Source organism: Streptomyces sp. NPDC090741, assembly GCF_044769045.1.
Taxonomy (GTDB): domain Bacteria; phylum Actinomycetota; class Actinomycetes; order Streptomycetales; family Streptomycetaceae; genus Streptomyces.
Genome location: NZ_JBIVXF010000004.1, coordinates 70,723 through 93,570, shown reverse-complemented (window position 1 = coordinate 93,570; position 22,848 = coordinate 70,723). Strand labels below are relative to the sequence as shown.

Sequence of the window (22,848 nt, the reverse complement as noted above, 5' to 3'; positions counted from 1 at the left end):
CCCGGCCTAGGCCCTGGCCTCGGCGAGCTCCGCGGGTGCGCCGGCCTCCGGACCGGCGGGACCGGCGATCCGGCCGGTCCGGGGCCTGCGGCGGCGCTCCGCCACCAGCAGTCCGGCCAGGACCAGCAGGGACGTGGCCGCGACCGCCGTGCCCGGGACGAGGCCCGGGGGGCGGAAGGAGCAGGAGACGGTGGTCGTGGCGGGGGTCAGCGGGACGGAGACCAGACCCAGGTAGGGCGTGGCGGGCCGGCCGTTGCAGGTCCAGCCCGCGATCGCCGGGGAGGAGAGGACCGCCGTTCCCGTGGTGCCCGCCGGGACGGTGGCGCCGACGGTCGAGGAGCCGACCCGCAGCGCCGTCGGCGCCGACGCCCGCAGGGCGGCCACCGCCGGGTCCAGGCGGGCGCGGTCCAGGCAGGACAGGGCCCAGCGCGGCGGCGCGGGAGCGTCGAAGACCAGCACCGAGGAGGCTCCCCGGGAGGCGCCCAGCGGCTGGAGGGCCGCCCGGTTGCGCGGGGCGTTGCCGTTCAGCCGGAAGGCGCGGCCGTCCGCGAGGCGGGCCGTCGCGTTGTACTCCGGGGCCCACAGGTAGGCCTCGGTGCCCGCGCGGCACACCCCGGGTGCGACGGGGTCCTCGTACACCTTGGCGCCCAGCAGCAGCTCCTGGTTGGCGAACGGGGGCCCGTCGGCCGCGCCGTACGAGGGCACGGGCCCGGGCTGGCGGAGCGTGACCAGCGGCGGGACGTCCTGCGCGCGGCCGATCGTGCCGTCGGGCTGCAGGCGGGCGCCGACCGCGAAGACCGCGTCCGTCACCGGGTTGTCGATGCTCTGCACGTTGCGCCCGCGCGAGGTCCAGCCCGCACCGAGGGCCACCATCGTCCGCGTGAACACGTCCGGGGTGTGGCTGCTGTAGTACGCGCCGCCCTCCCCGCCCAGCAGCAGCGGATCGTTGCCCGTCAGCGCCGGCCGGCTCGGGTCCGTGCGGTACGCGGGCCAGCCCTGGGCGCCGGCCAGCGCCTCGGAGCGGGCCGTGTGCGCCGTGCCCCACGAGGGGTAGTCGTCCAGCCCGCCCAGCTTGCCCTTGTGTCCGAACGCCGTCGTCGCGGCCGCCTGCCCGATCAGTACGAGCGCCAGCACCCCGGCCGCCGGGAGGACCAGCCGGCGGTGGCGCAGGGACCACCAGGCCCCCGCCGCCAGCGCCAGGCCGCCGCAGAACAGCCCGAAGCCCCACGCCGTCGCCAGCGTGCTGCCGCCGGCCGCCACGGCCGCCGCGGCCAGCACCGCCGCCCCCGCCGCCAGCGCCCGCGGCTTCGGCAGCCCGGCCGCCAGCCCGGTCCACGCGGCGATCACGGCCACCCCGGCCAGCACGAACGTCTGCCGGTACGGGCTCCCGTTCGGGGTCGCGAAGACGTGCCAGGCCAGATGCGTGGGCGTCCACTGGAAGGAGACCAGCACGGCCGCGGTCAGCCCCGCCCACCACAGGCGGGTGCGCAGCGGCACGGCCCCGTGGAACGGCAGGGCCGCCACCAGCAGCAGTGTCCCCGTGCCCACGAACAGCGCCGGCGAGGAGAAGGAGTACGTCGCGGGCAGGATCCGCGCGAACAGGTCCGGCCAGGACACCGGGTCGAACTGCCGCGTCCACCCCGGGTACGCCTGCTTCGAGCTCAGGAAGAGCGGCACCAGCACCGGCGCGGACACCGCGATGCCCAGCAGGGTCGTTCCGGCACCGCGTACGAGGACCGGCAGCCGCCCCCGTACGCCCTCGCGCGTCAGCACCACCCGTACCAGGAGCACCAGCGCCGCGCCCAGCGTCGCCATGTACGCCGTGTAGAAGTTCGCCGTCCAGCAGAGCGCCACCACGAGGACGGCGGCGGCGAGCCGGCGCCCCCGCAGCGCCCATTCACCCGTCAGACACAGGAGCGGGAACGCGATCAGCCCGTCCAGCCACATCGGGTTGTACGAGGCCTCGATCACCGACCAGCCGCACAGCGCGTACGAGGCCCCCAGCAGGCCCGCCGCCCACCAAGGCCCGCTGCGCTGCGTGCGCAGCAGCCAGGCCATCGCCGCCGCGGCCGCGGCCATCTTCAGCACGGTGACCACGTACACCGCGAGGTCGATGTCCTCGCGCGGGAAGAGGCCGACGAGCACCGCGAAGGGGCTGGAGAGGTACGTGCCGAAGTCGGGCAGGAAACTCGTGCCGAAGCCGGACTGCCAGTTGAACAGCAGCCCGCCCTCCGCCCGCCCGTGCAGGAGGTCCCACAGGTGTGCGTGGAAGGGGACGAACTGGTTGCCGAGGTCGTTGATGCTGCGGTGGCGGTGTCCGTACGGGAACACGCGGGCGACCGCGTCCCCGGCACAGACGGCCACCACCGTGATCAGGGCGGCGAGGGCCGAGCCGCGCAGGCTCAGGCGGCGCGGCGAGCGGTGCGGTGTCGACATGGTGGGCCGACCTTGGCACCGCCGGTCGACCACAGGGTGGACACGGAATGACGGTGACATCAACAGACGCGTACCCCAACACCCCGGGAATCGTTGGTCGAAGCAGTGGCTCGGATCGGCTCGACTGCATACCATCGATCACCGCACGGCCCTTGTGCACCGACGCACAATCTCCCGGCCCTGGAGGCTCCTTTGCACCGTCGCACTGCGCTCTCCGTCTCCGCCGCCCTGCTCGTGGCGGCCCCCCTGCTGACCGCCTGTTCGGGCCAGGCCCGGCCCGGCACCGCGGCCGTCGTCGGCGGCGAACGCATCACCACCTCCGCGCTCCAGGCCCAGGTGAACGATGTCCGCGCGGCGCAGAACGAAGCCGGGTCCACCGCCGCCCAGCTGATCCAGTCCTCGCCCGGCCTGGAGCGCGTCAAGCTCAACAAGATGATCCAGACCGTCGTGCTGGAGCGCGCCGCCGAGGACGCGGGCGTGAGCGTCGGCGAGAAGGAGGTCCAGGACTTCCGCAAGGCCCAGCTGGAGAAGGCGGGCGGAACGGAGAAGCTGGCCGCGGCGGCCCTGGAGCAGGCCCAGCTGGCGCCCGGGCAGCTCGACGCCGACGCCCGCTTCAAGCTGCTGCGCGACAAGCTCTTCGACCACTACGGCAGCCAGGACAAGGCCGTCGGGAAGCTCGCGTCCGCCGCGAAGACCCTGCACATCGAGGTGAACCCGCGCTACGGCGTCTGGGACGCGCAGCAGATCGTGCTCGGCGACCAGGACACCCCCTGGATCGTCCAGCGCACCCGGCCCGAGCAGGCCCCCGCCGGAGCCTGAGCCGCCCGTGCGGAGGTAGGTTCGGAGGGTGACCGACCACTCCGCCGAACCCGCCCCCGCCGTGCCCGCCCCGGCCGGACCCGCCGACGCCACGGCCGCCGGCCGGATCGTCCTGCTGACCGCGAGCCACCGGGTCGCCCCCGGCCTGCTGTCCTGGCCGGCCTGGCAGACCCTGCGCGCCGCGGACCGGGTGCTGTGCGCCGACCCGGGCCACCCGCAGCTGCCGTACCTGCGCGAGGCGGGCGTCGAGGTCGCGCACGAGGCCCCGGACGCGCACGCACTGGTCGAGGCCTGTGCCGGCGGCCGCACGGTCGTGGTGATCCCGTCCGGCGAAGGCGACCGGCGGCTCACCGACGGACTGGCCCGGCTGGCCGGCTCCGGCCGCGTCGACATGCCCGACCTCGAACTGCTGCCCGGCTCGTACGACCTGCCCGGCGCCCGCCTGCTCGACCTCGTGCAGGTGATGGACCGGGTCCGCCGCGAATGTCCCTGGACCTCGCGCCAGACCCACGAGGCGCTGGTCAAGTACGCCACGGAGGAGGCGTACGAACTCGTCGAGGCCATCGAGGACGGGGACCGGGAGGCGCTGCGCGAGGAGCTCGGCGACGTACTGCTGCAGGTGGTCTTCCACGCACGGATCGCCGAGGAGCATCCCGACGAGCCGTTCTCCATCGACGACGTGGCCGGCGGCCTCGTCGAGAAGCTGATCCACCGGCACCCGCACGTCTTCGGGGACGCGGACGCGCAGACCCCGGAGGACGTCAGCGCGCACTGGCAGCGCACCAAGGCGGTCGAGAAGCAGCGGGAGTCGGTCACCGACGGGATCCCGCTGGGCCAGCCCGGACTCGCGCTCGCGGCCAAGCTCGCCGGCCGGGTCCGCGCGGGCGGCCTGGCCGTGGAACTGCCCCGCGGCGAGGGCATCGGGTACGAGCTGCTGGAACTGGCCGCGCGCGCCGAGGCGGCGGGCATCGACCCCGAGACCGCGCTGCGCGCGGCGGCCCGCACCTACCGGGACGCGATCCGGGCCGCCGAGGGCGTCGGCGCGTAACCCGCGGCGGGACTACCGGGGGGCGCGGCCCGACGGGTTGTGCCAGTGCGGCTCGGGGCGGCCGAGGAACCACTCGCCGAAGCCCAGGGGCCGGCCGCCCGGACCGTGGCCGGTGCCGGCGGCGGGCACGGTGTCGTGGAAGATCCGGCCCGGCGGGGCGCCGAGCTCCTTCAGCACGTGCACGGTCTGCTCGACGAACGGCGCCGGCCCGCTGAGGTAGACGTCCTGCTCGGGCCACATGGCCCGGTGGCCGAGCGCGGTCGCCAGCCGCCCGGTGGCCTGGTTGCGGTGCTGCCCGGGGGCGGGCGTGATGTAGGTGACGCCGAGCCAGCCGAAGGCGGCGGCGTACTCGTCGATCAGCGGGCGGTCGTACAGGTACGCGGCGTCCCGGGCGACGACGAAGAGCCGTACGTCCTGATCGGGAGGCTGCCCGGCGAGCTCCTCCACCATGGCCCGGATCGGCGCCCAGCCGGTGCCCGCGGCGATCAGGCTGACCGGCCGGTCGGCGCGGCGCAGCGTCAGCTGCCCGCCGGCCGCGCCGAGCCGCAGCATCTCGCCGGGCCGGGCCTCGCGGACCAGGGCGCTGCTGAGCCGGCCGTCCTCGATACGGCTGACGTGCAGGTCGAGGGTGCCGTCCGGGCGCGGGGCGTTTCCGATGGAGTACGTGCGCCAGGTCCTCGGGATCCGTTCGCTGCTCACGCTCGCGTACTGGCCGGGGAGGTGGGGGAAGGGGGCGTGCGGGCGCAGGGTCAGTACCCCTATGTCCTGCCCGTACTGGAGGTGGCGCACGATCTCGGCCTCCCACCACGGCGGGTCCTCGCTCGCGGCGGCCCCGGCCATCATGGCGTCGGCGATCACCTGGTACGCCTCGGACCAGGCCTTCTCCACGGTCGGCGTCCAGGACTCGCCACAGGTCCGGGCGAGCGCGGCGAGCAGGCTGGCGCCGAGGGCCGCGTAGTGCTCGGGGCCGGCGAGGAACTTGCGGTGGTCGCGGCCGAGGTCGTGGAGATAGGGGAGCAGGCTGTCGTCGTCGAGGTGGGCGATCACGTGGGTCAGCGCGGCGAAGATCCGGTCGCGCTGGCGTTCCATGTCCTCGGCGGAGGCCGGGAAGAGCTCACGGATCCCGGGGTTGTGCCAGAAGAGGTGGGAGTAGAAGTACTTGACCGCGTGCTCGGCCCTTCTCTCCACCACCGCGAAGCTGCTCTTCAAGATCCTCACATCCACAAAACCGAAAGTAGGAACGCCGGGGAACGGGAGGTCAAGCGATGGCGGATCTACGGACAGCCGCGGCGAACCACCCATATGGGATGGCGGCGGGCCCGCGGGATACGGTCAGCGGGTGCATGAGCCGACCTCCGCAGCCTCCGCAGCCCCCGAAGACAGCACTCCTCCCCAGGGTCCGACCCTGTTCGACTGGGAGTTCGCGACCGATCCGTACCCGGCGTACGCCTGGCTGCGCGAGCACTCCCCGGTGCACCGCACCAAGCTCCCGAGCGGGGTCGAGGCCTGGCTGGTCACCCGGTACGCCGACGCCCGCCAGGCCCTCGCCGACCAGCGGCTCAGCAAGAACCCGGCACACCACGCGGAGCCGGCGCACGCCAAGGGCAAGACCGGGATCCCGGGGGAGCGCAAGGCGGAGCTGATGACGCACCTGCTCAACATCGACCCGCCGGACCACACACGGCTGCGGCGGCTGGTGTCGAAGGCGTTCACCCCGCGCAGGGTGGCCGAGTTCACCCCGCGGGTGCAGGAGCTGACCGACCACCTCATCGAGCAGTTCGCGAGCAGGGGGGAAGCGGACCTCATCCACGAGTTCGCCTTCCCGCTCCCCATCTACGCCATCTGCGAGATGCTCGGCGTACCGCGCGAGGACCAGGACGACTTCCGCGACTGGGCCGGGATGATGATCCGGCACGGCGGCGGCCCGCGCGGCGGGGTCGCCCGCTCCGTGAAGCAGATGCGGACCTATCTCGGTGAACTCATCCACCGTAAACGGGATGATCTGGGCAATGACCTGATTTCGGACCTGATCCGCGCGAGCGACCACGGTGATCACCTGGCCGAGGCCGAGGCCACGGCGATGGCCTTTATCTTGCTGTTCGCCGGATTTGAGACGACCGTCAACCTCATCGGCAACGGCGTCCACTCCCTCTTCATGAACCCCGGTCAGCGCGCCCGCCTCCAGGACTCCCTCGCCGCCGGCGAGAGCGGCCTGCTGGAGACCGGCATCGAGGAACTGCTGCGCTACGACGGGCCCGTGGAGCTGGCCACCTGGCGGTTCGCCACCGAGCCGCTGACCCTCGGCGGCCAGGACGTCGCCGCCGGCGATCCGGTGCTCGTCGTCCTCGCCGCGGCCGACCGGGACCCCGAGCGGTTCGCCGATCCGGACACCCTCGACCTCTCCCGCACAGACAACCAGCACCTCGGATACGGGCACGGCATCCACTACTGCCTGGGTGCTCCGCTCGCGCGACTTGAGGGACAGACGGCGCTTGCGACTTTGCTGACGCGTCTGCCGGATCTGGAACTCGCTGTTCCGCCCAACGACCTTCGCTGGCGCGGGGGTCTGATCATGCGTGGCCTGCGCACTCTTCCCGTCAAGTTCACACCCCGAAACCCCTGAACGCGCCCTGACCGTAAGTCAGCCCCCGTCAAGAGTTGTTACTCGCGTGCTAAGACGGCTAGGTTCTGCCGTTACCCAGCCGTTATGCGAAAGGTGCAGCTCATGCGTTCCGGGAACGGCCGCCACAGACGCCCCCGCCAGGTACCCGCGATAGTCGTCACCGCCGGGGTCACCGGTTCCGCGTTGGCCCTGCCGCTGTTCGCCGCCACCGGCGCGAGCGCAGCAGACACCTCCACGTGGGACAAGGTCGCCGAGTGCGAGAGTGGCGGCTCCTGGAGCGCCAACTCCGGCAGCGGGTCCTACGGCGGACTTTCGTTCACGCAGGAACAGTGGAGCGCCTCGGGCGGCCTCGAGTTCGCCGAGCGCCCCGACCTCGCGAGCCGCTCACAGCAGATCGCCGTCGCCGAGCGCGTGCTGGGCACCCAGGGCGCCAAGGCCTTCGGGCACTGCTCGGACTCGGCCGGACTGACCCAGCAGGGCCCCGCGGCGGCCGTGGACCCGGGCCTGCCCGGCACGCTCGGCCCGATCACCCCGAGCGCCTCGCGCCCCGACCACTCGGTCCCGGCCGGCGGCTCCGGTGCGAAGGCGCGGGACTTCGGGGCCCCGACCCCGGCTCCGGCCCCGGACTTCACGCTTCCGCCGGCGCCGCTCGCGCCGAACAGCGGACTGCCCGTCATGCCCGACCCGGACGCGCCGTCCACCTCGCCGAGCGCCCCGGTGCTCCCGGGCGACCCGACGGCGACCCCGGGCACCCCGACGGCGCCCGCCGACCCGACGGCCCCGGGGAGCCCCACCACGCCCGGGAGCCCGACGGACCCGACCGCTCCGGTCAACCCGGCCGACCCGACCGCCCCTGCCGCCCCCTCGGCCCCGGGCCTCCCGGGCGCCACCACCGACCCGGCCGGCATCCCGGACCCCTCCGGCACCGGCAAGCACCGCGGTACGCCCGCTCTTGAGGTGCCCGTCAAGTCTGACGCGGCGTCGGACCCCTCGTACACGGTCCAGGCGGGCGACAGTCTGGCCACCATCGCGTCTGCCAAGGGGGTCAAGGGCGGCTGGAACGCGCTCTACCAGGCCAACGAGCAGGTCATCGGCAAGGACGCCAACCTGATCAAGCCCGGTCAGAATCTGGATCTAAGCTAGAAATAGCGGCACTTCGGACACCCGGAAAAGGGTGAATGTCCGTTATCTGCAAGTGAGACATGTGTCTCTTCCGGTCAACTGGCGTGTCCCGCCTGGAGCCTTCCGCAAACCCCGTCCTCACCTGCGCAAACGCCCGTGAGGGGGGCGCAAGTAGGGGCCCTTTCTCCCCGGTGTTCCTCGTTGAACATCGGGGAGAGACCTGTCTACCTTCTGAGTCGCCCGCCACCGCGGGCTCCTTCGACCGCATCGCCGAATCCTGCCGGCGGACGGGGGGAACAGTCGTCGCGTCAAGCGCCGAAGGCAGGAGCGGGGGAACCAAGGTAGGCGCCGGGAGCGGCCGTTGAGAGACGGCCGGGGAACCGGCTAGGGGTTAAGTCGTGCGCCAGTCGCACGGCCGGGCACTCATCAGCCCGAACCCGACAGCTCACCTCGTAGGCGTCGGTGAGGAGAACTCCATGCTGATTTCCGGCAAGGGCAAGCACCGCCGCGCCTCCAAGGCCGCTCGCATCGTCACGCTCGCCGGTGTCGCCGGTGTCGCCGTCGCCGCCCCCCTGATGGCGGCCGGCTCGGCCTCCGCCGCCACCGCCGGCGAGTGGGACCGCGTCGCGCAGTGCGAGGCCGGCGGCAACTGGTCCATCAACACGGGCAACGGCTACTACGGCGGCCTGCAGTTCTCGTCCTCCACGTGGGCCGCGTACGGCGGCAAGGCGTACGCCGCGCAGGCCAACCAGGCCTCCAAGTCGCAGCAGATAGCCATCGCGGAGAAGGTCCTCAAGGGCCAGGGCAAGGGCGCGTGGCCGTCCTGCGGCGTCGGCCTCTCCAACTCCTCTTACACCGGTGGTGGTACGACCGACACCCCGAAGAAGACGGAGACGAAGACCGAGACCAAGAAGACCCAGCCGAAGAAGACCGAGCCGAAGAAGGAGACGAAGCGCGAGACCCCCGCCCCGGTCACCCGCTCCGAGCGCTCCGAGACCCCGGCGCCGAAGACCGGCAACGGCTCGTACGAGGTCAAGTCCGGCGACACCCTGGGCACCATCGCCGAGGCCAACGGCGTCAAGGGCGGCTGGGAGAAGCTCTTCGAGCTCAACAAGGACATCGTCTCGGACGCCGACCTGATCTTCCCGGGTCAGATGCTGAAGCTCAGCTGAATCCTGCAGTAACAACCGCGGCCGCCCGTGCGGCGCCGCGGCAGCCCGACCGCCCGGCGCGTCTTCCCCTCACGCGCCGGGCGGCGGCGTTTCCCGGGTCCCGGACCGGCCCAGGACCGGCTCATGACCGGCCCCGGCCTGCTCCGATGTGCCGGTGAGTGAGAGCCCTATGTCCCGGAAGGCGGGTATTCGGGCCCTTTTTCGTCCCAGGAGGCGGGCGGTCGGCCGGCCGAGTGCCCGGAGCCGGTTAGGCTCTAGTCGGCGGGGCCGTCCCACGGCCCGACATGCCACCGCACACCCAGCGTCACATCCCAGAAGGAGATGCTCGTGCCGTCCATCGACGTCGTCGTAGCCCGGGAAATCCTGGACTCCCGAGGCAACCCCACGGTCGAGGTCGAGGTGGGCCTCGACGATGGCAGCACCGGCCGTGCTGCAGTTCCGTCCGGCGCCTCCACCGGTGCCTTCGAGGCCATTGAGCTCCGCGACGGTGACCCCAACCGCTACATGGGCAAGGGTGTCGAGAAGGCCGTCCTCGCGGTCATCGAGCAGATCGGCCCGGAGCTCGTCGGCTACGACGCCACCGAGCAGCGCCTGATCGACCAGGCCATGTTCGACCTGGACGCCACCGACAACAAGGGCTCGCTCGGCGCCAACGCCATCCTCGGCGTGTCCCTCGCCGTCGCGCACGCCGCGGCCGAGGCCTCGGACCTCCCGCTCTTCCGCTACCTCGGCGGCCCGAACGCGCACCTGCTGCCCGTTCCGATGATGAACATCCTGAACGGCGGGTCGCACGCCGACTCCAACGTGGACATCCAGGAGTTCATGATCGCCCCGATCGGCGCGGAGTCCTTCTCCGAGGCGCTGCGCTGGGGTGCCGAGGTCTACCACACCCTCAAGAAGGTCCTGCACACCAAGGGCCTCTCCACCGGCCTGGGCGACGAGGGCGGCTTCGCCCCGAACCTGGAGTCCAACCGCGCCGCGCTCGACCTCATCGTCGAGGCCATCAAGCAGGCCGGCTACACCCCGGGCAAGGACATCGCGCTCGCGCTCGACGTCGCCGCGTCCGAGTTCTACAAGGACGGCAAGTACGAGTTCGAGGGCCAGTCCCGCTCGGCCGCCGAGATGACCGAGTACTACGAGGAGCTCGTCTCCGCGTACCCGCTCGTCTCCATCGAGGACCCGCTGTACGAGGACGACTGGGCCGGCTGGAAGGTCATCACCGACCGCCTCGGCGCCAAGGTCCAGATCGTCGGCGACGACCTCTTCGTCACCAACCCGGAGCGCCTGGCCCGCGGTATCGAGGAGGGCTCCGCGAACGCCCTGCTCGTGAAGGTGAACCAGATCGGTTCGCTGACCGAGACCCTCGACGCCGTCGAGATGGCCCAGCGCAACGGCTTCAAGTGCATGATGTCGCACCGCTCCGGTGAGACCGAGGACGTCACCATCGCCGACCTCGCCGTCGCCGTGAACTGCGGCCAGATCAAGACCGGCGCCCCGGCCCGCTCGGACCGCGTCGCCAAGTACAACCAGCTGCTGCGCATCGAGGAGATCCTCGACGACGCCGCCGTGTACGCGGGCCGCAGCGCGTTCCCGCGCTTCAAGGGCTAATCACGCTCTTGCTTCCGTACGTCCCCGCACTCGGTCCCGTACCGTGTGCGGGGACGTATTGCGTAGCGCGTACATAGGGGAGGCGGGATCAATGGCCGGGAACCGGGATCGGTTCTCCACCTTCTCCACCGCGACCAGGCTCAAGCAGCTCGGTGAGCGGACCGCCGCCCACGTCTACCGCTCGCAGACGCGCCGTCAGGTCCGCCGCAGCCGGCTCACCGGCCGCGCCGCGCTCCTGGTGCTCGTCCTCTGTACGCTGGTCGTCGCCCTCGCGTATCCGATGCGCCAGTACGTCTCCCAGCGCTCGGAGATCGCGGAGCAGCGGCGGGCCGCCGAGGCCGCGGGCCGGCGCCTCGAACGCCTCCGCGACGAGAAGGCCCGCTGGCAGGACAACGCGTACGCGGAGCAGCAGGCGCGCAAGCACCTGCACTTCGTCCGCCCGGGCGAGATCAGCTACATCATGACCGACCCCGGGGCCGGGTCCGGGGCCGCAGAGCGGCACCGCACCGGAACGGCCGGATCCGACCGGCCCTGGTACTCGAACGTCTGGGACGGCGTGGACAAGGCCGACCGACCCGGCGAGTGACGAGTACGCGTACGAGCACCGCTGAACCGCAGCACCGCACCCATCCACGAGAACGAAGAGACTTCCTCCAGGCATGCAGACGCCCCCGCCCCAGACCGACCGGACCGAGCCGACCGACGCGGACATCGACGCGTTCCAGCAGCAGCTCGGCCGCCCGCCGCGCGGGCTGCGCGCCATCGCCCACCGCTGCCCCTGCGGCCAGCCGGACGTGGTGGAGACCGCCCCGCGCCTCCCCGACGGCACCCCCTTCCCGACGCTGTACTACCTCACCTGCCCGCGCGCGGCCTCCGCGATCGGCACGCTGGAGGCCAACGGCGTCATGAAGGAGATGCAGGCCCGGCTCGCCGAGGACCCCGAGCTCGCCGCCGCCTACCAGGCCGCGCACGAGGACTACATCCGGCGCCGCGACGCCATCGAGGTGCTCCAGGGCTTCCCGAGCGCCGGCGGGATGCCGGACCGGGTGAAGTGCCTGCACGTGCTGGTCGGCCACTCGCTGGCCGCCGGGCCCGGGGTGAACCCGTTCGGCGACGAGGCGCTGGCGATGCTGCCCGAGTGGTGGGCCAAGGGCGCGTGCGTCACGCCGTGCGCGGAGAAGTGCGCGGAGAAGAAGGAGTCGGACGGGTGACCCGCGTCGCCGGAATCGACTGCGGTACGAACTCCATCCGCCTGCTCGTCGCGGACTGCGACCCGCAGACCGGCGAGCTGGTCGAGCTGGACCGGCGGATGACGATCGTCCGCCTGGGCCAGGGCGTGGACAAGACGGGCCGGCTGGCCCCGGAGGCGCTGGAGCGCACCTTCGCGGCCTGCCGCGAGTACGCGGCGGTGATCAAGGAGCTGGGCGCGGAGCGCCTGCGCTTCGTGGCGACCTCGGCCTCCCGCGACGCCGAGAACCGCGAGGAGTTCGTCCAGGGCGTCCTCGGCATCCTGGGCGTCGAGCCCGAGGTGATCTCCGGCGACCAGGAGGCGGAGTTCTCCTTCATCGGCGCCACGAAGGAACTGGTCGGCCACGAGCACCTGGAACGGCCGTTCCTGGTGGTGGACATCGGCGGCGGCTCGACCGAGTTCGTGGTCGGCGAGGAGCACGTACGGGCGGCCCGCTCGGTCGACGTGGGCTGCGTCCGGATGACCGAGCGCCACCTGGTGGTGGACGGGGCGGTCACCGACCCGCCGACCGCGGAGCAGATCGCGGCCATACGGGCCGACATCGAGGCGGCGCTGGACCTGGTCGAGCAGACGGTCCCGCTGACCGAGGCGCGCACGCTGGTGGGCCTGGCCGGCTCGGTGACCACGGTCGCCGGGATCGCCCTCGGGCTGCCGGAGTACATCTCCTCCGCGATCCACCACGCCCGGATCCCGTACGAGCAGGTCCGCGAGATCACCGATCGCATGCTGACCTCGGTGCACGCCGAGCGCGCGGCGATCCCGGTCCTCCACCCGGGCCGCGTGGACGTGATCGGCGCGGGCACCCTGGTCCTCCTCGCCGTCATGGAGCGCACCGGAGCCACCGAGGTCGTGGTCTCGGAGCACGACATCCTCGACGGCATCGCCTGGTCCATCGCCTGACCTGTGGTGCTCCGGTGAGCTCACCGGAGCACCACCGCCGCGTTCAGCCGCTCAGATGTCGCGGTACACGTCGCGGCGGTCGCCGACTTTGACGACGAGGATGACGAGCTCGCCGTCAAGGACTTGGTAAGCGATCCGGTAGCTACCGACCCGCAGTTGGTAGAGGCCCGACGGGCCGCTGAGTTTCTTGACGTCGGCGTCCTCACGGTACGGATCGTCACCGAGTGCGGTCAGCGCGGCCAAGATGCGCATCGCCGCAGGCCGGTCGATGGCTCGAAGCTGTCGCTGTGCCGCTGCGGTGAAGCGGAACGCGTACTTCACGCCGCCCCTTCGCCGCGCTCGGTGAACAGGTCGGCCAAGAGCTCGGCCATCGTCACGGTCGGGCCGCCCTCGGCCAGAACGGCTTCGGCTTCGCGCGAGAGCAGTTCGTCGGCCGCTTCCTCCAGCGCGTTGAAATCGGCGATGGGTACGAGAGCGGCCACCGGGGCACCGTTGCGGGTGATTATGGTCGAGGCGCCCTGCTCGGCACGGTTGATGTGGTCCGCGAGGTGGGCGCGGGCTTCGCGCACGGTCACAGCGTTCTCACTCATGTCAGCAGTGTACGCGTGGCCGTGTACACGTGCGTTGAGCCTCGCGCGAGGGGTCGTGGGGCTTCGGGGGACCTTCGGAGGGCTTTACGGAGGTCTTAGATCCCCTCGTCGCAGAAAGTTCGTGAAGTTCTTCACAAGGAAAAGAGGCCTGATGGGCCGCGGGAAGGGTCCTTCGGGGCGCTCCGGGGGCCATCAGGCCTCTTTCGTCCGAGCGTTCGTGCGAAATGAGGGCGCGGTCCGGCCTCGTCGGTAGGTATCCACCAACCCGGTGGTCTACTCCGCTTATGGGCCTGGAGGCCAGTTCAGGACGGGTGAACAACGAATCCTGTTACACCCTGGTTCCCGTTTCGCGCCATGACCTCCGTCACGTGGGCCGCGCAGTGTAACAGAGGGCCTCCATCACCTTGTGAAGGGGCTCACGAGCGTCACCCCTTGGGGTGCTGGATACTCGTTCCATGAGCACCACGGAGCGTCCCAGGATCCTCGTTGTAGGAGGTGGGTACGTAGGCCTGTACGCGGCCAAGCGGATCATGAAGAAGATGCGCTATGGCGAGGCGACCGTCACGGTCGTCGACCCGCGGTCGTACATGACCTACCAGCCCTTCCTCCCCGAAGTGGCCGCAGGCAGCATCTCGCCTCGGCACGTCGTCGTCCCGCTGCGACGCGTGCTGCCCAAGGCAGAGGTTCTCACCGGCCGGGTCACCAGCATCGACCAGGACCGCAAGGTCGCCGTCGTCACGCCGCTCGTCGGCGAGGCGTACGAGCTGCCTTTCGACTACCTGGTGATCGCGCTCGGCGCCGTCTCCCGCACCTTCCCGATCCCCGGCCTCGCCGAACAGGGCATCGGTATGAAGGGTGTCGAAGAGGGCATCGGCCTGCGCAACCACGTCCTTGAGCAGCTCGACAAGGCCGAGTCCACGACGGACGAGAACGTCCGCCGCAAGGCCCTCACCTTCGTCTTCGTCGGCGGCGGCTTCGCCGGTGCCGAGACGATCGGCGAGGTCGAGGACATGGCCCGCGACGCCGCGAAGTACTACACCACCATCAAGCGCGAGGACATGCGCTTCATCCTGGTGGACGCGGCCGACAAGATCCTCCCCGAGGTCGGGCCCAAGCTCGGCACCTGGGGCAAGGAGCACCTCGAGTCCCGCGGCATCGAGATCTACCTCAACACCTCCATGGACTCCTGCGTGGACGGCCACGTGGTGCTGAAGAACGGCCTTGAGGTCGACTCCGACACCCTCGTGTGGACCGCCGGCGTCAAGCCCAACCCGGTGCTGGCCCGCTACGGCCTGCCGCTGGGCCCGCGCGGCCACGTCGACACCGCCCCGACCCTCCAGGTCCAGGGCACCGACTACATCTGGGCCGCGGGCGACAACGCCCAGGTCCCGGACATCGCCGCCCGCAAGGCCGGCGTCGAGAACGCCTGGTGCCCGCCGAACGCCCAGCACGCGCTGCGCCAGGCCAAGGTCCTCGGCGACAACGTCATCTCGGGCATGCGGGGCTTCCCGCAGGCCGAGTACTCGCACTCCAACAAGGGTGCGGTGGCGGGCCTCGGCCTCCACAAGGGCGTCGCGATGATCGTCATGGGCAAGACGAAGATCAAGCTCAAGGGCCGGCTCGCCTGGTACATGCACCGTGGCTACCACGGCATGGCCATGCCGACCTGGAACCGCAAGATCCGCGTCTTCGCCGACTGGACCCTCGCCATGTTCCTCAAGCGCGAGGTCGTCTCCCTCGGTGCGCTGGAGACCCCGCGCGAGGAGTTCTACGAGGCCGCCAAGCCGGCGCCGGCTCCGGCCGCCGCCGCTGCCCCGGCCGCGAAGGCCAAGGCCTCCTGACCCGGGCCTGACCGGCAACTCCTCCAGCACGTCCCCGAAGGGGCCGTCCGCCATCCGTGGTGCGGGCGGCCCCTTCGGCGTGTCCCCGTAGGCCTGTTCGGAGTGTCGTCCGATTGAGGGCCGCCCGAAGTGGGTAGGCCGTTCGGTCGGATCATTACTGGAGGTGCCTACGATGACCGAAGCCGCGCCGCGGCTGGCCGCTCTCGCCGAAACCCTGCTGGGCGCCCCCCTGCCCGTCCGGATTCGTGCCTGGGACGGCAGCGAGGCCGGGCCGCCCGCCGGACCCACCCTGGTGCTGGCCAACCGGCGCGCCCTGCGCCGCGTGCTGTGGCGGCCGGGTGAACTGGGCCTGGCCCGGGCCTGGGTGGCCGGGGACCTGACCGTGGAGGGTGACCTCTTCGAACTCCTGGACCGGGTGGCCGGGCTGCTCTGGGAGCGCGGGCCCGCCGTCGTCCCCGAGACCCCGCCGGAAGTCCGCCGCTCCGGCCTCGGCAAGCTCTCCGCCCTGCGCCCCCAGCTGCTGGAGCGGGCCGCGGGCGCCGCCGGGACCGCCGCGCTGCTGCGCGATCCGGACGCCCGGGCCGCCCTGCGTGACCTCGTCACCCTGGCCCGGCCGTGGCCGGCGCCCGCGCCGCCGCCGGAGGAAGCCCCCCGCCGCGGCGGCCCGACGCACACCAGGGGCCGGGACCGGCAGGCGATCAGCCACCACTACGACGTCGGCAACGAGTTCTACGAGCACGTCCTGGGTCCCTCGATGGTGTACTCCTGCGCCTACTGGAGCCCCGGCTCCACCCTGGAGGAGGCCCAGCGGGACAAACTCGACCTGGTCTGCCGGAAGCTGGGCCTCCAGCCCGGCCTGCGGCTCCTCGACGTCGGCTGCGGCTGGGGCTCCATGGCCCTGCACGCCGCCCGCGAGTACGGGGTCCGGGTCACCGGCATCACCCTCTCGCGCGAGCAGGCCGTGTACGCCCGCAAGAGGGCCGCGGAGGAGGGTCTGGCCGACCTGCTCGACATCCGGATCCAGGACTACCGGGACGTCAAGGACGGCCCGTACGACGCCATTTCGTCCATCGGCATGGCCGAGCACGTCGGCGCGGAGCGCTACCGCGAGTACGCCCGCACCCTGCACGCCCTGCTGGCGCCCGGCGGCCGGCTGCTGAACCACCAGATCGCGCGCCCGCCGGAGCCGGACGAAGAGGCGTACCGGATCGACGAGTTCATCGACGCGTACGTCTTCCCCGACGGCGAACTCTCCCCGCTGGGCACGACGGTGGGCGAGCTGGAGCGGGCCGGGTTCGAGGTCCGCGACGTGGAGGCGCTGCGCGAGCACTACGCGCTGACCCTGCGGGCCTGGGTGGCGCGGCTGGAGGAGCACTGGGAGGAGGCCGTACGGCTGACCTCGCCGGGGCGGGCCCGGGTCTGGCGGCTGTACATGGCGGCCTCGGCGCTGGGCTTCGAGCACGGCCGGCTCGGCGTCAACCAGGTCCTCGCCGTGAAGCCCGCGGCGGCCGGGCGCTCGCGGCTGCCGCTGCGGCTGCGCACCTGGGGCGCGTGACCCGTACGACAGCGGGAAGGGCCCCGGGGCGTGCCCCGGGGCCCTTCCGTGTCCCTGCGGACCGCTCGTGCGCTACTCGCTTCTCGCCACTCGCTACTCGGTCTTGATGGCGGTCAGCATGTTCAGCCGGGCGGCGCTGCGGGCGGGCCACATGGCCGCCAGGACGCCGACCACGGCGGCCAGCAGGAGGAAGACGCCGATCCGGTCCCAGGGGAGGACCAGGGCGTAGTTCGGGACCCCCTTGGCGACGGTGGTGCCCACCGCCCAGGCGAGGAAGACGCCGATGGCGACACCGAGGACCGCGCCGAAGAGCGAGATGACCACGGCCTCCAGGCGGATCATGTTCTTGACCCGGCTGCGGTCGAGGCCGATCGCCCGCAGCATGCCGATCTCCTGGGTCCGCTCGAAGACGGACATCGCGAGGGTGTTGACCACACCGAGCACCGAGATGATCAGCGCCATGCCGAGCAGTCCGTACATGATGTTCAGCATCGTGTTGATGATGCCGCCCATCTCGTTGCGCACGTCCTGCTGGGTGGCGACCTTGATAGCCGGGTTCTTGCCGAGGGCGTCGACGACGGTCTGCTGCGCGGCCTTCGAGCCGCCGTCGGTGGTGTTGACGTACACCTCGCGGATGTACTGCTCCTCGCTGTGCGAGCTGAGGATCTTGTTGTCGAGCACGTACGGGGAGAGCAGGCCCTCCAGGTCCTTGTAGACGGCTCCGACCTTGAGCGTGCCCTTCTCGCCGTCGTCGTACTGGACCTGGAGCGCGGAGCCGACGGAGACGTTCTGCTTCTTCGCGGTGGTCTCGGCGACGGCCACCTCACCCCGGGTGAGGCTGTCCAGCGAGCCGCTGAGGGTCTCGATGTTCAGCATCTGGCCGATGGCGGCCGGGGCGACGCCGGACGCCGAGCGGAACTCGCCGTCGATCTTCAGGTAGCCGTCCGCCTGGGGGGAGACCGCCTTGATGCCGGGGGCCTTGGCCAGGGTCTCGGCGACCGACTTGTCCAGGCTCATGCCCTCGGCGGCCATGGAGACCTTGTAGTCGGCCTTCAGCTTGTCCGTGCTCATCCGGTCGATGGCCTGGCCCATGGTGATGCCGAGCACCGACAGGGTGGTCACCAGGGTCAGGCCGATCGCCAGGGAGGCGGCGGTGACCGCGGTGCGGCGCGGGTTGCGCACGGCGTTCTGCGCGGCCAGCTTGCCGGGGATGCCGAAGACCTTCTGCAGTGCGGGGCGGAGCGCCCCGATCACCGGCTTGGAGAGCAGCGGGAGCACCACGATCAGGCCGATGAGCATGAAGAACGCGCCGGCGCCGAGGATCAGGCGGCCGTTCGAGCCGCCCTGGGACACGCCGAGCAGGACCAGGCCGATACCGGCGAGGCTGATGACCGAGCCGAGGATGTTCCGTACGACCAGGGACTTCGCGGTGGCCGGCAGGTGGGCGCTGCCCATGGCGGCGACCGGGGCGATCCGGCCGGTGCGCCAGGCGGGCAGCAGGGCGGCGAGGGTGGTGACGAGGACGCCGATGACCACGGCCGCGATGACGGTGCCCGGGGCGATCACGAGGTCGCCTGCCGGGAGCTTGGCGCCGAAGGCCTCGATCGCGGAGCGCATGGCGACCGCCAGGCCGGTGCCGGCGAGCAGGCCGACGACGGCGGAGACGACGCCGACGACCAGCGCCTCGGTGAGGACCGAGCGCATGACCTGGCCGCGGTTGGCGCCGACGGCGCGCAGCAGGGCCAGCTCCTTGGTGCGCTGGGTGACCAGCATGGTGAAGGTGTTGTAGATCAGGAAGATGCCGACGAAGAGTGCGATGCCGGCGAACGCGAGCAGCATCTGGTTCATGTTGGCCATGCCCCGCTCGACGTCCTTCGCCTGCTCGGCGGCGAGGGCGGCGCCGGTCTGGGCCTTGGTGCGCTTGGAGTCGAGCAGCGGCTTGATGTCGGTGAGCAACTGGTCGGCGGAGGTTCCGGCCTTGGCGGCGACCGACAGCTCCTCGTAGAAGCCGGGCTTGAGGTACAGCTCCTGGGCGACCGCGGTGTCGAAGAGGACCAGGCTGCCGCCCGCGCTGACCTCGCCGTCCTCGGTGGTGAAGACGCCGGAGAGGGCGTACTCCTTCACCGGGCCGTTGGTGGCGACGCGGACCTTGTCGCCGACCTTGTACTTGCCGGTGTCGGCGGTCGCCCTGTCGAGGGCGATCTGGTCGGCCTTGGCCGGGCCGGTGCCCTCGGTGAAGGCGTAGCGCGGGTCCTTGCCGTCCTTGACGGGGGCGTAGTTGGAGCCCTTGTTGGACCAGCCGGAGCCGATCAGCTCGCCCTTCTCGTCACCGACGCCGGCGAAGCCGGAGACGCGGCCGGAGACGGATTCGACGCCGTTGAGGGCCTTGACCTTGTCGAGGGTCTGCTGGCTGAGGCCGACCTCGCCCTCGCGCCGGCCGTCTTCGCCCCGGCCCTGGCCGTACGAGGTCACGGAGACGGCGACGCCGTCGTAGCTCTTGGCGGACTGGCTGGAGAGGGCCTTGCTGAGGGTGTCGGTGAAGACGAGGGTGCCGGAGACGAAGGCGACGCCGAGGACGACGGCGAGCACCGTCATCAGCAGCCTGGCCTTGTGCGCGAGCACGTTGCGCAGCGCGGTACGGAACATGGTGGAGGAGTCCAGGTGGTAAGGGGTCAGCGGGGACGGGGAGGGAACGTCCCTCAGCTGGTACGGCCCTTGGCGTCGAAGGCCTTCATACGGTCGAGCACCCCGTCCGCGGTGGGGCTGAGCACCTCGTCGACTATGCGGCCGTCGGCGAGGAAGATGACGCGGTCCGCGTAGGAGGCGGCGACCGGGTCGTGGGTGACCATGACGACGGTCTGGCCGAGCTCGCGGACGGAGTTGCGCAGGAAGCCGAGGACCTCGGCGCCGGAGCGGGAGTCCAGGTTTCCGGTGGGCTCGTCACCGAAGATGATCTCGGGGCGGGAGGCCAGGGCGCGGGCCACGGCCACGCGCTGCTGCTGGCCGCCGGAGAGCTGGGTGGGGCGGTGGCCGAGGCGGCCGGAGAGGCCGACCATCTCGATGACGGTGTCCAGCCACTGCTTGTCGGGCTTGCGGCCCGCGATGTCCATCGGCAGGGTGATGTTCTCCAGTGCCGTCAGCGTCGGCAGCAGGTTGAACGCCTGGAAGATGAAGCCGATCTTGTCCCGGCGCAGCTGGGTCAGCTGCTTGTCCTTGAGGGTGCCGAGCTCGGTCTCGCCGATGCGGACGGAGCCGGCGGAGAAGGTGTCCAGACCGGCGACGCAGTGCATCAGGGTGGACTTGCCGGAGCCCGAGGGGCCCATGATCGCGGTGAACTGGCCCTGGCCGAAGTCCACGGAGACGTTGTCCAGGGCGACCACCTGGGTCTCGCCCTGGCCGTACACCTTGGAGAGGCCGGTGGCCCGGGCGGCCACGGCCTGGGTGGTGTGCGGGGCGTAGTTCATGGTGGTCACGGAAGCGACTCCTCGGGCTGCGGACCGGGGTGCGGTCTGCGGTTCGGCGGGACGCTTCCATCCTCGCCGTGCGCACCCCTGCGGGGGATCAGCCGAGGTGCCCGTTCCCTGGCCCACTGGAGTCTGATCACGGGGCGGGCCGCCTCCTCCTCTGGTATGACAGCCGCCCCTGGGAGGCGTCCGGGGCGGCTTGCGGAGGCCGGGGTGGCCCGGGGTGGCGGGGAGGGTGGCGCACGGGGTGGCGGGCGGGTGGCGGAGGCCATCGAAATCCCGTCAATCCCGTATCCCGGGTGATCGCCGCCCGTAACGGGCCCACCGCGTGTTCTGGGCCCTGACGCCCCCTCAAGCGCCAATAAAATCAGACAACATCGGATAGACGGCCCACTGGCGACCAGGGTGATCCGGATAGGCTCGGCACAGCGTTCAGTGCTTTTGTACGGGAGCCGCTACGCCCTGCCCGGATGGTGGAATGCAGACACGGCGAGCTTAAACCTCGCTGGCCTAGGCCGTGCCGGTTCAAGTCCGGCTCCGGGCACGAGTACGTTCCGCACGTACCGGAACACACGAACGGCGGGGGCGCCCCTTGGGCACCCCCGCCGTCCTGTTTCCTTCCCTCTCGGCTACGTGAAGTGGAGCCGCTCCTGCTTCTGCTGTCCGCCGACGTCGAGTGTCACGTCGAGGTCGCCCTTGGGCGCGTCAGGCAGCTGCACGTAGTAGAGGTCCCGTCCGGTCAGAGCGGGCGACAGGGTGTCGAAACCGCCGGAGAGGGCCGTCTGCGCCAGGCAGAGGTGGCCCTTCGTCGATTCCCAGAGGAAGCTCGCGCGGTCAGGCTCCCGAGCCGGCTCGGAGACGCCCGCCTCGGTGGGCGCTTCACCCGCGGCCGCCGCCTTGGCCAGCGCGGCCGCCTTCAGGTCGACCGCAGTCGGTGTCGTCGCAGCCGCCGTCGGCTCCGCCGCGGTCGCCGGCAGGCCCGGCACCGGAGTGTCCGATGCCGTGTGTGCGGACGGACCGGCTCCGTGGGTCCCGCATCCGGTGAGGAGCGCGCAGGTTGCCGCGACCGCTACCCACCGGCCGAGGCGCGCATGTGAGGTGCCGGCCTTGGCCAGGCCGTCCGTACGGTTCACGGACAGCGGGACGCCCTCGACGCCGGCCTTGCGGTCCGCGGCTGTGGTGGAAATGGCCGCCGCGAGTGGGCGCGCGTAGGGAATCGGCACACCTGCCCCTTCGCTTCATGATCTCTACACGTGGGATGGACGTCGCAGGCCAGCAACCAGCACCCGCTCGAACGAGGGGGATTGAGCTGGGTCTGAGGAGGTAGGAGCCTGTCGCCGGGGCATTTCGGGCGCGCGCGGAGGCGGCACATGTCCGGCCGCGGCCTCGGCGTCGCCGCCCATCGGCAGGCCCGGAGGGATCGCCCGGCGCCGGCGGGTGCTGGGCAAAGATCCTCCCTGAGCAGTAGGGTCAGATTTTTGCTAACGCATTACTCTTGTCGCAAGGCCGCGCACGGTGGCCATGGAGGAGTGAGATGAGGAGCAGCAACCCGGTCTTCTCGCGACGGGGGTTCAGCCGCGACAGCGGGGGCTACGCGGGTTTTGACGCGCAGCACCAGCAGGCCGGGGCCAACCCGTACGCGACGAATCCTTACGCCACGGACACGACCACCGGCATGCCGCAGGCGCCCGCGCGCGCCGACGTGATGACCATGGACGACGTCGTGAGCCGTACGGCCATGACGCTCGGCACGGTCATCCTCACGGCGACGATCGCGTGGATCGCCATGCCCGTCGACGCGGCGAACGTCAACAAGTCGTACGGCATCGCTGTCGGCGCCGCGCTCATCGCGCTCGTCCTCGGGCTCGTCCAGTCCTTCAAGCGCAAGGCCTCCCCGCCGATCATCCTCGGCTACGCGGCCTTCGAGGGCTTCTTCCTCGGTGTCATCAGCTCGGCCACCAGCACCATGCTCGGCGCCGGCGTGGTCATCCAGGCCGTGCTCGGCACGATGTGCGTCTTCGCCTCCGTGCTGTTCGCGTACAAGATGCGCTGGATCCGCGTCACCCGCCGCTTCTACGGCTTCGTGATGGCGGCCGCCATGGGCTTCATGCTGCTCATGGTCGCGAACCTGCTGTTCTCGGTCTTCGCGGGCGGTGACGGCCTCGGCTTCCGCAGCGGCGGCCTCGGCATCCTGTTCGGCGTCATCGGCGTCATCCTCGGCGCCTGCTTCCTCGCCATGGACTTCAAGCAGGTCGAGGACGGCATCACCTACGGCGCCCCGCGCGACGAGGCCTGGCTGGCGGCCTTCGGCCTCACGCTGACCCTGGTGTGGATCTACCTGGAGCTGCTGCGCCTGTTCCAGATCCTCTCCGGCGACGACTAGTCGTACCGGCCGTCGTACCGGCGCAGAAGGCAGGGGGA

At 71.3% G+C, this 22,848-nt stretch carries 19 protein-coding genes, 1 tRNA gene and 1 riboswitch; of the genes, 13 read left to right on the top strand and 7 right to left on the bottom strand.

The window, feature by feature from the left end:
- Nucleotides 1-6: 6 nt before the first annotated feature.
- Nucleotides 7-2,436: a YfhO family protein gene (locus ACIQU4_RS12540; protein ID WP_403728669.1), complete on the bottom strand. Its 2,430-nt coding sequence runs from the start codon at nt 2,434-2,436 to the stop codon at nt 7-9.
- 192 nt (nt 2,437-2,628) lie between these two features.
- Between ACIQU4_RS12540 and ACIQU4_RS12535 the strand changes: the two genes are divergently transcribed.
- Together ACIQU4_RS12535 and ACIQU4_RS12530 are read left to right on the top strand one after the other, a co-directional pair.
- Nucleotides 2,629-3,255 carry a SurA N-terminal domain-containing protein gene (locus ACIQU4_RS12535; protein ID WP_385588021.1) on the top strand — a complete coding sequence of 209 codons (627 nt, stop codon included), beginning with the start codon at nt 2,629-2,631 and terminating at the stop codon, nt 3,253-3,255.
- Between the two features lie 61 nt (nt 3,256-3,316).
- Nucleotides 3,317-4,303, top strand: coding sequence for a nucleoside triphosphate pyrophosphohydrolase (locus ACIQU4_RS12530; protein ID WP_403729580.1), 987 nt, complete (start codon nt 3,317-3,319; stop codon nt 4,301-4,303).
- 12 nt (nt 4,304-4,315) lie between these two features.
- Here the strand turns inward: ACIQU4_RS12530 and ACIQU4_RS12525 are convergent, their stop codons facing one another.
- Complete coding sequence (locus tag ACIQU4_RS12525) at nt 4,316-5,521, bottom strand: globin domain-containing protein (RefSeq protein WP_403728666.1); 1,206 nt, start codon at nt 5,519-5,521, stop codon at nt 4,316-4,318.
- Between the two features lie 121 nt (nt 5,522-5,642).
- Between ACIQU4_RS12525 and ACIQU4_RS12520 the strand changes: the two genes are divergently transcribed.
- The 7 genes from ACIQU4_RS12520 (at nt 5,643) to ACIQU4_RS12490 (ending at nt 12,977) form a co-directional block, all read left to right on the top strand.
- Nucleotides 5,643-6,926 carry a cytochrome P450 gene (locus tag ACIQU4_RS12520; RefSeq protein ID WP_403728665.1) on the top strand — a complete coding sequence of 428 codons (1,284 nt, stop codon included), beginning with the start codon at nt 5,643-5,645 and terminating at the stop codon, nt 6,924-6,926.
- Between the two features lie 102 nt (nt 6,927-7,028).
- Nucleotides 7,029-8,069, top strand: a complete 1,041-nt coding sequence (locus tag ACIQU4_RS12515) for a transglycosylase family protein (RefSeq protein WP_403728663.1) — start codon at nt 7,029-7,031, stop codon at nt 8,067-8,069.
- A gap of 282 nt (nt 8,070-8,351) precedes the next feature.
- Nucleotides 8,352-8,522, top strand: a riboswitch (cyclic di-AMP (ydaO/yuaA leader).
- 2 nt (nt 8,523-8,524) lie between these two features.
- Nucleotides 8,525-9,220 carry a transglycosylase family protein gene (locus tag ACIQU4_RS12510; protein ID WP_403728661.1) on the top strand — a complete coding sequence of 232 codons (696 nt, stop codon included), beginning with the start codon at nt 8,525-8,527 and terminating at the stop codon, nt 9,218-9,220.
- A 321-nt stretch (nt 9,221-9,541) separates the two neighbouring features.
- Nucleotides 9,542-10,828 carry a phosphopyruvate hydratase gene (gene eno, locus ACIQU4_RS12505; RefSeq protein ID WP_403728659.1) on the top strand — a complete coding sequence of 429 codons (1,287 nt, stop codon included), beginning with the start codon at nt 9,542-9,544 and terminating at the stop codon, nt 10,826-10,828.
- A gap of 91 nt (nt 10,829-10,919) precedes the next feature.
- Nucleotides 10,920-11,414 carry a septum formation initiator family protein gene (locus tag ACIQU4_RS12500; protein ID WP_403728657.1) on the top strand — a complete coding sequence of 165 codons (495 nt, stop codon included), beginning with the start codon at nt 10,920-10,922 and terminating at the stop codon, nt 11,412-11,414.
- A gap of 73 nt (nt 11,415-11,487) precedes the next feature.
- Nucleotides 11,488-12,039: a DUF501 domain-containing protein gene (locus ACIQU4_RS12495; protein ID WP_403728655.1), complete on the top strand. Its 552-nt coding sequence runs from the start codon at nt 11,488-11,490 to the stop codon at nt 12,037-12,039.
- Complete coding sequence (locus ACIQU4_RS12490) at nt 12,036-12,977, top strand: exopolyphosphatase (protein WP_403728653.1); 942 nt, start codon at nt 12,036-12,038, stop codon at nt 12,975-12,977. The genes ACIQU4_RS12495 and ACIQU4_RS12490 overlap by 4 nt, the downstream gene beginning before the upstream one ends.
- Before the next feature lie 51 nt (nt 12,978-13,028).
- Here ACIQU4_RS12490 and ACIQU4_RS12485 read toward each other — a convergent pair whose 3' ends face one another.
- Nucleotides 13,029-13,298, bottom strand: coding sequence for a type II toxin-antitoxin system RelE/ParE family toxin (locus ACIQU4_RS12485; RefSeq protein ID WP_403728651.1), 270 nt, complete (start codon nt 13,296-13,298; stop codon nt 13,029-13,031).
- Nucleotides 13,295-13,567: a type II toxin-antitoxin system Phd/YefM family antitoxin gene (locus tag ACIQU4_RS12480; RefSeq protein ID WP_403728649.1), complete on the bottom strand. Its 273-nt coding sequence runs from the start codon at nt 13,565-13,567 to the stop codon at nt 13,295-13,297. The genes ACIQU4_RS12485 and ACIQU4_RS12480 overlap by 4 nt, the downstream gene beginning before the upstream one ends.
- A 455-nt stretch (nt 13,568-14,022) precedes the next feature.
- Between ACIQU4_RS12480 and ACIQU4_RS12475 the strand changes: the two genes are divergently transcribed.
- Nucleotides 14,023-15,408, top strand: a complete 1,386-nt coding sequence (locus ACIQU4_RS12475; RefSeq protein ID WP_389018820.1) for an NAD(P)/FAD-dependent oxidoreductase — start codon at nt 14,023-14,025, stop codon at nt 15,406-15,408.
- A 172-nt stretch (nt 15,409-15,580) separates the two neighbouring features.
- The gene (locus ACIQU4_RS12470; protein WP_403728647.1) at nt 15,581-16,963 is read left to right on the top strand and encodes a class I SAM-dependent methyltransferase; all 1,383 of its coding nucleotides are present in this window, start codon (nt 15,581-15,583) and stop codon (nt 16,961-16,963) included.
- 93 nt (nt 16,964-17,056) lie between these two features.
- Here the strand turns inward: ACIQU4_RS12470 and ACIQU4_RS12465 are convergent, their stop codons facing one another.
- Together ACIQU4_RS12465 and ACIQU4_RS12460 are read right to left on the bottom strand one after the other, a co-directional pair.
- On the bottom strand, nt 17,057-19,609 hold the full coding sequence (locus tag ACIQU4_RS12465; RefSeq protein WP_403728645.1) for an ABC transporter permease: 2,553 nt from the start codon (nt 19,607-19,609) through the stop codon (nt 17,057-17,059).
- Between the two features lie 53 nt (nt 19,610-19,662).
- Nucleotides 19,663-20,427 (bottom strand): ABC transporter ATP-binding protein, encoded by a 765-nt coding sequence (locus tag ACIQU4_RS12460; protein ID WP_106977278.1) that lies wholly within the window; start codon nt 20,425-20,427, stop codon nt 19,663-19,665.
- Nucleotides 20,428-20,891: 464 nt separating this feature from the next.
- Between ACIQU4_RS12460 and ACIQU4_RS12455 the strand changes: the two genes are divergently transcribed.
- Nucleotides 20,892-20,971: transfer RNA gene (locus tag ACIQU4_RS12455), tRNA-Leu, on the top strand.
- An 85-nt stretch (nt 20,972-21,056) separates the two neighbouring features.
- Here ACIQU4_RS12455 and ACIQU4_RS12450 read toward each other — a convergent pair.
- Entirely contained in the window at nt 21,057-21,650 is a 594-nt protein-coding gene (locus tag ACIQU4_RS12450) for a hypothetical protein (protein ID WP_403728643.1), read from the bottom strand.
- A gap of 311 nt (nt 21,651-21,961) precedes the next feature.
- Here ACIQU4_RS12450 and ACIQU4_RS12445 point away from each other — a divergent pair, with 311 nt between their 5' ends.
- On the top strand, nt 21,962-22,810 hold the full coding sequence (locus ACIQU4_RS12445) for a Bax inhibitor-1/YccA family protein (protein WP_403728641.1): 849 nt from the start codon (nt 21,962-21,964) through the stop codon (nt 22,808-22,810).
- The last annotated feature ends 38 nt before the right edge of the window (nt 22,811-22,848 follow it).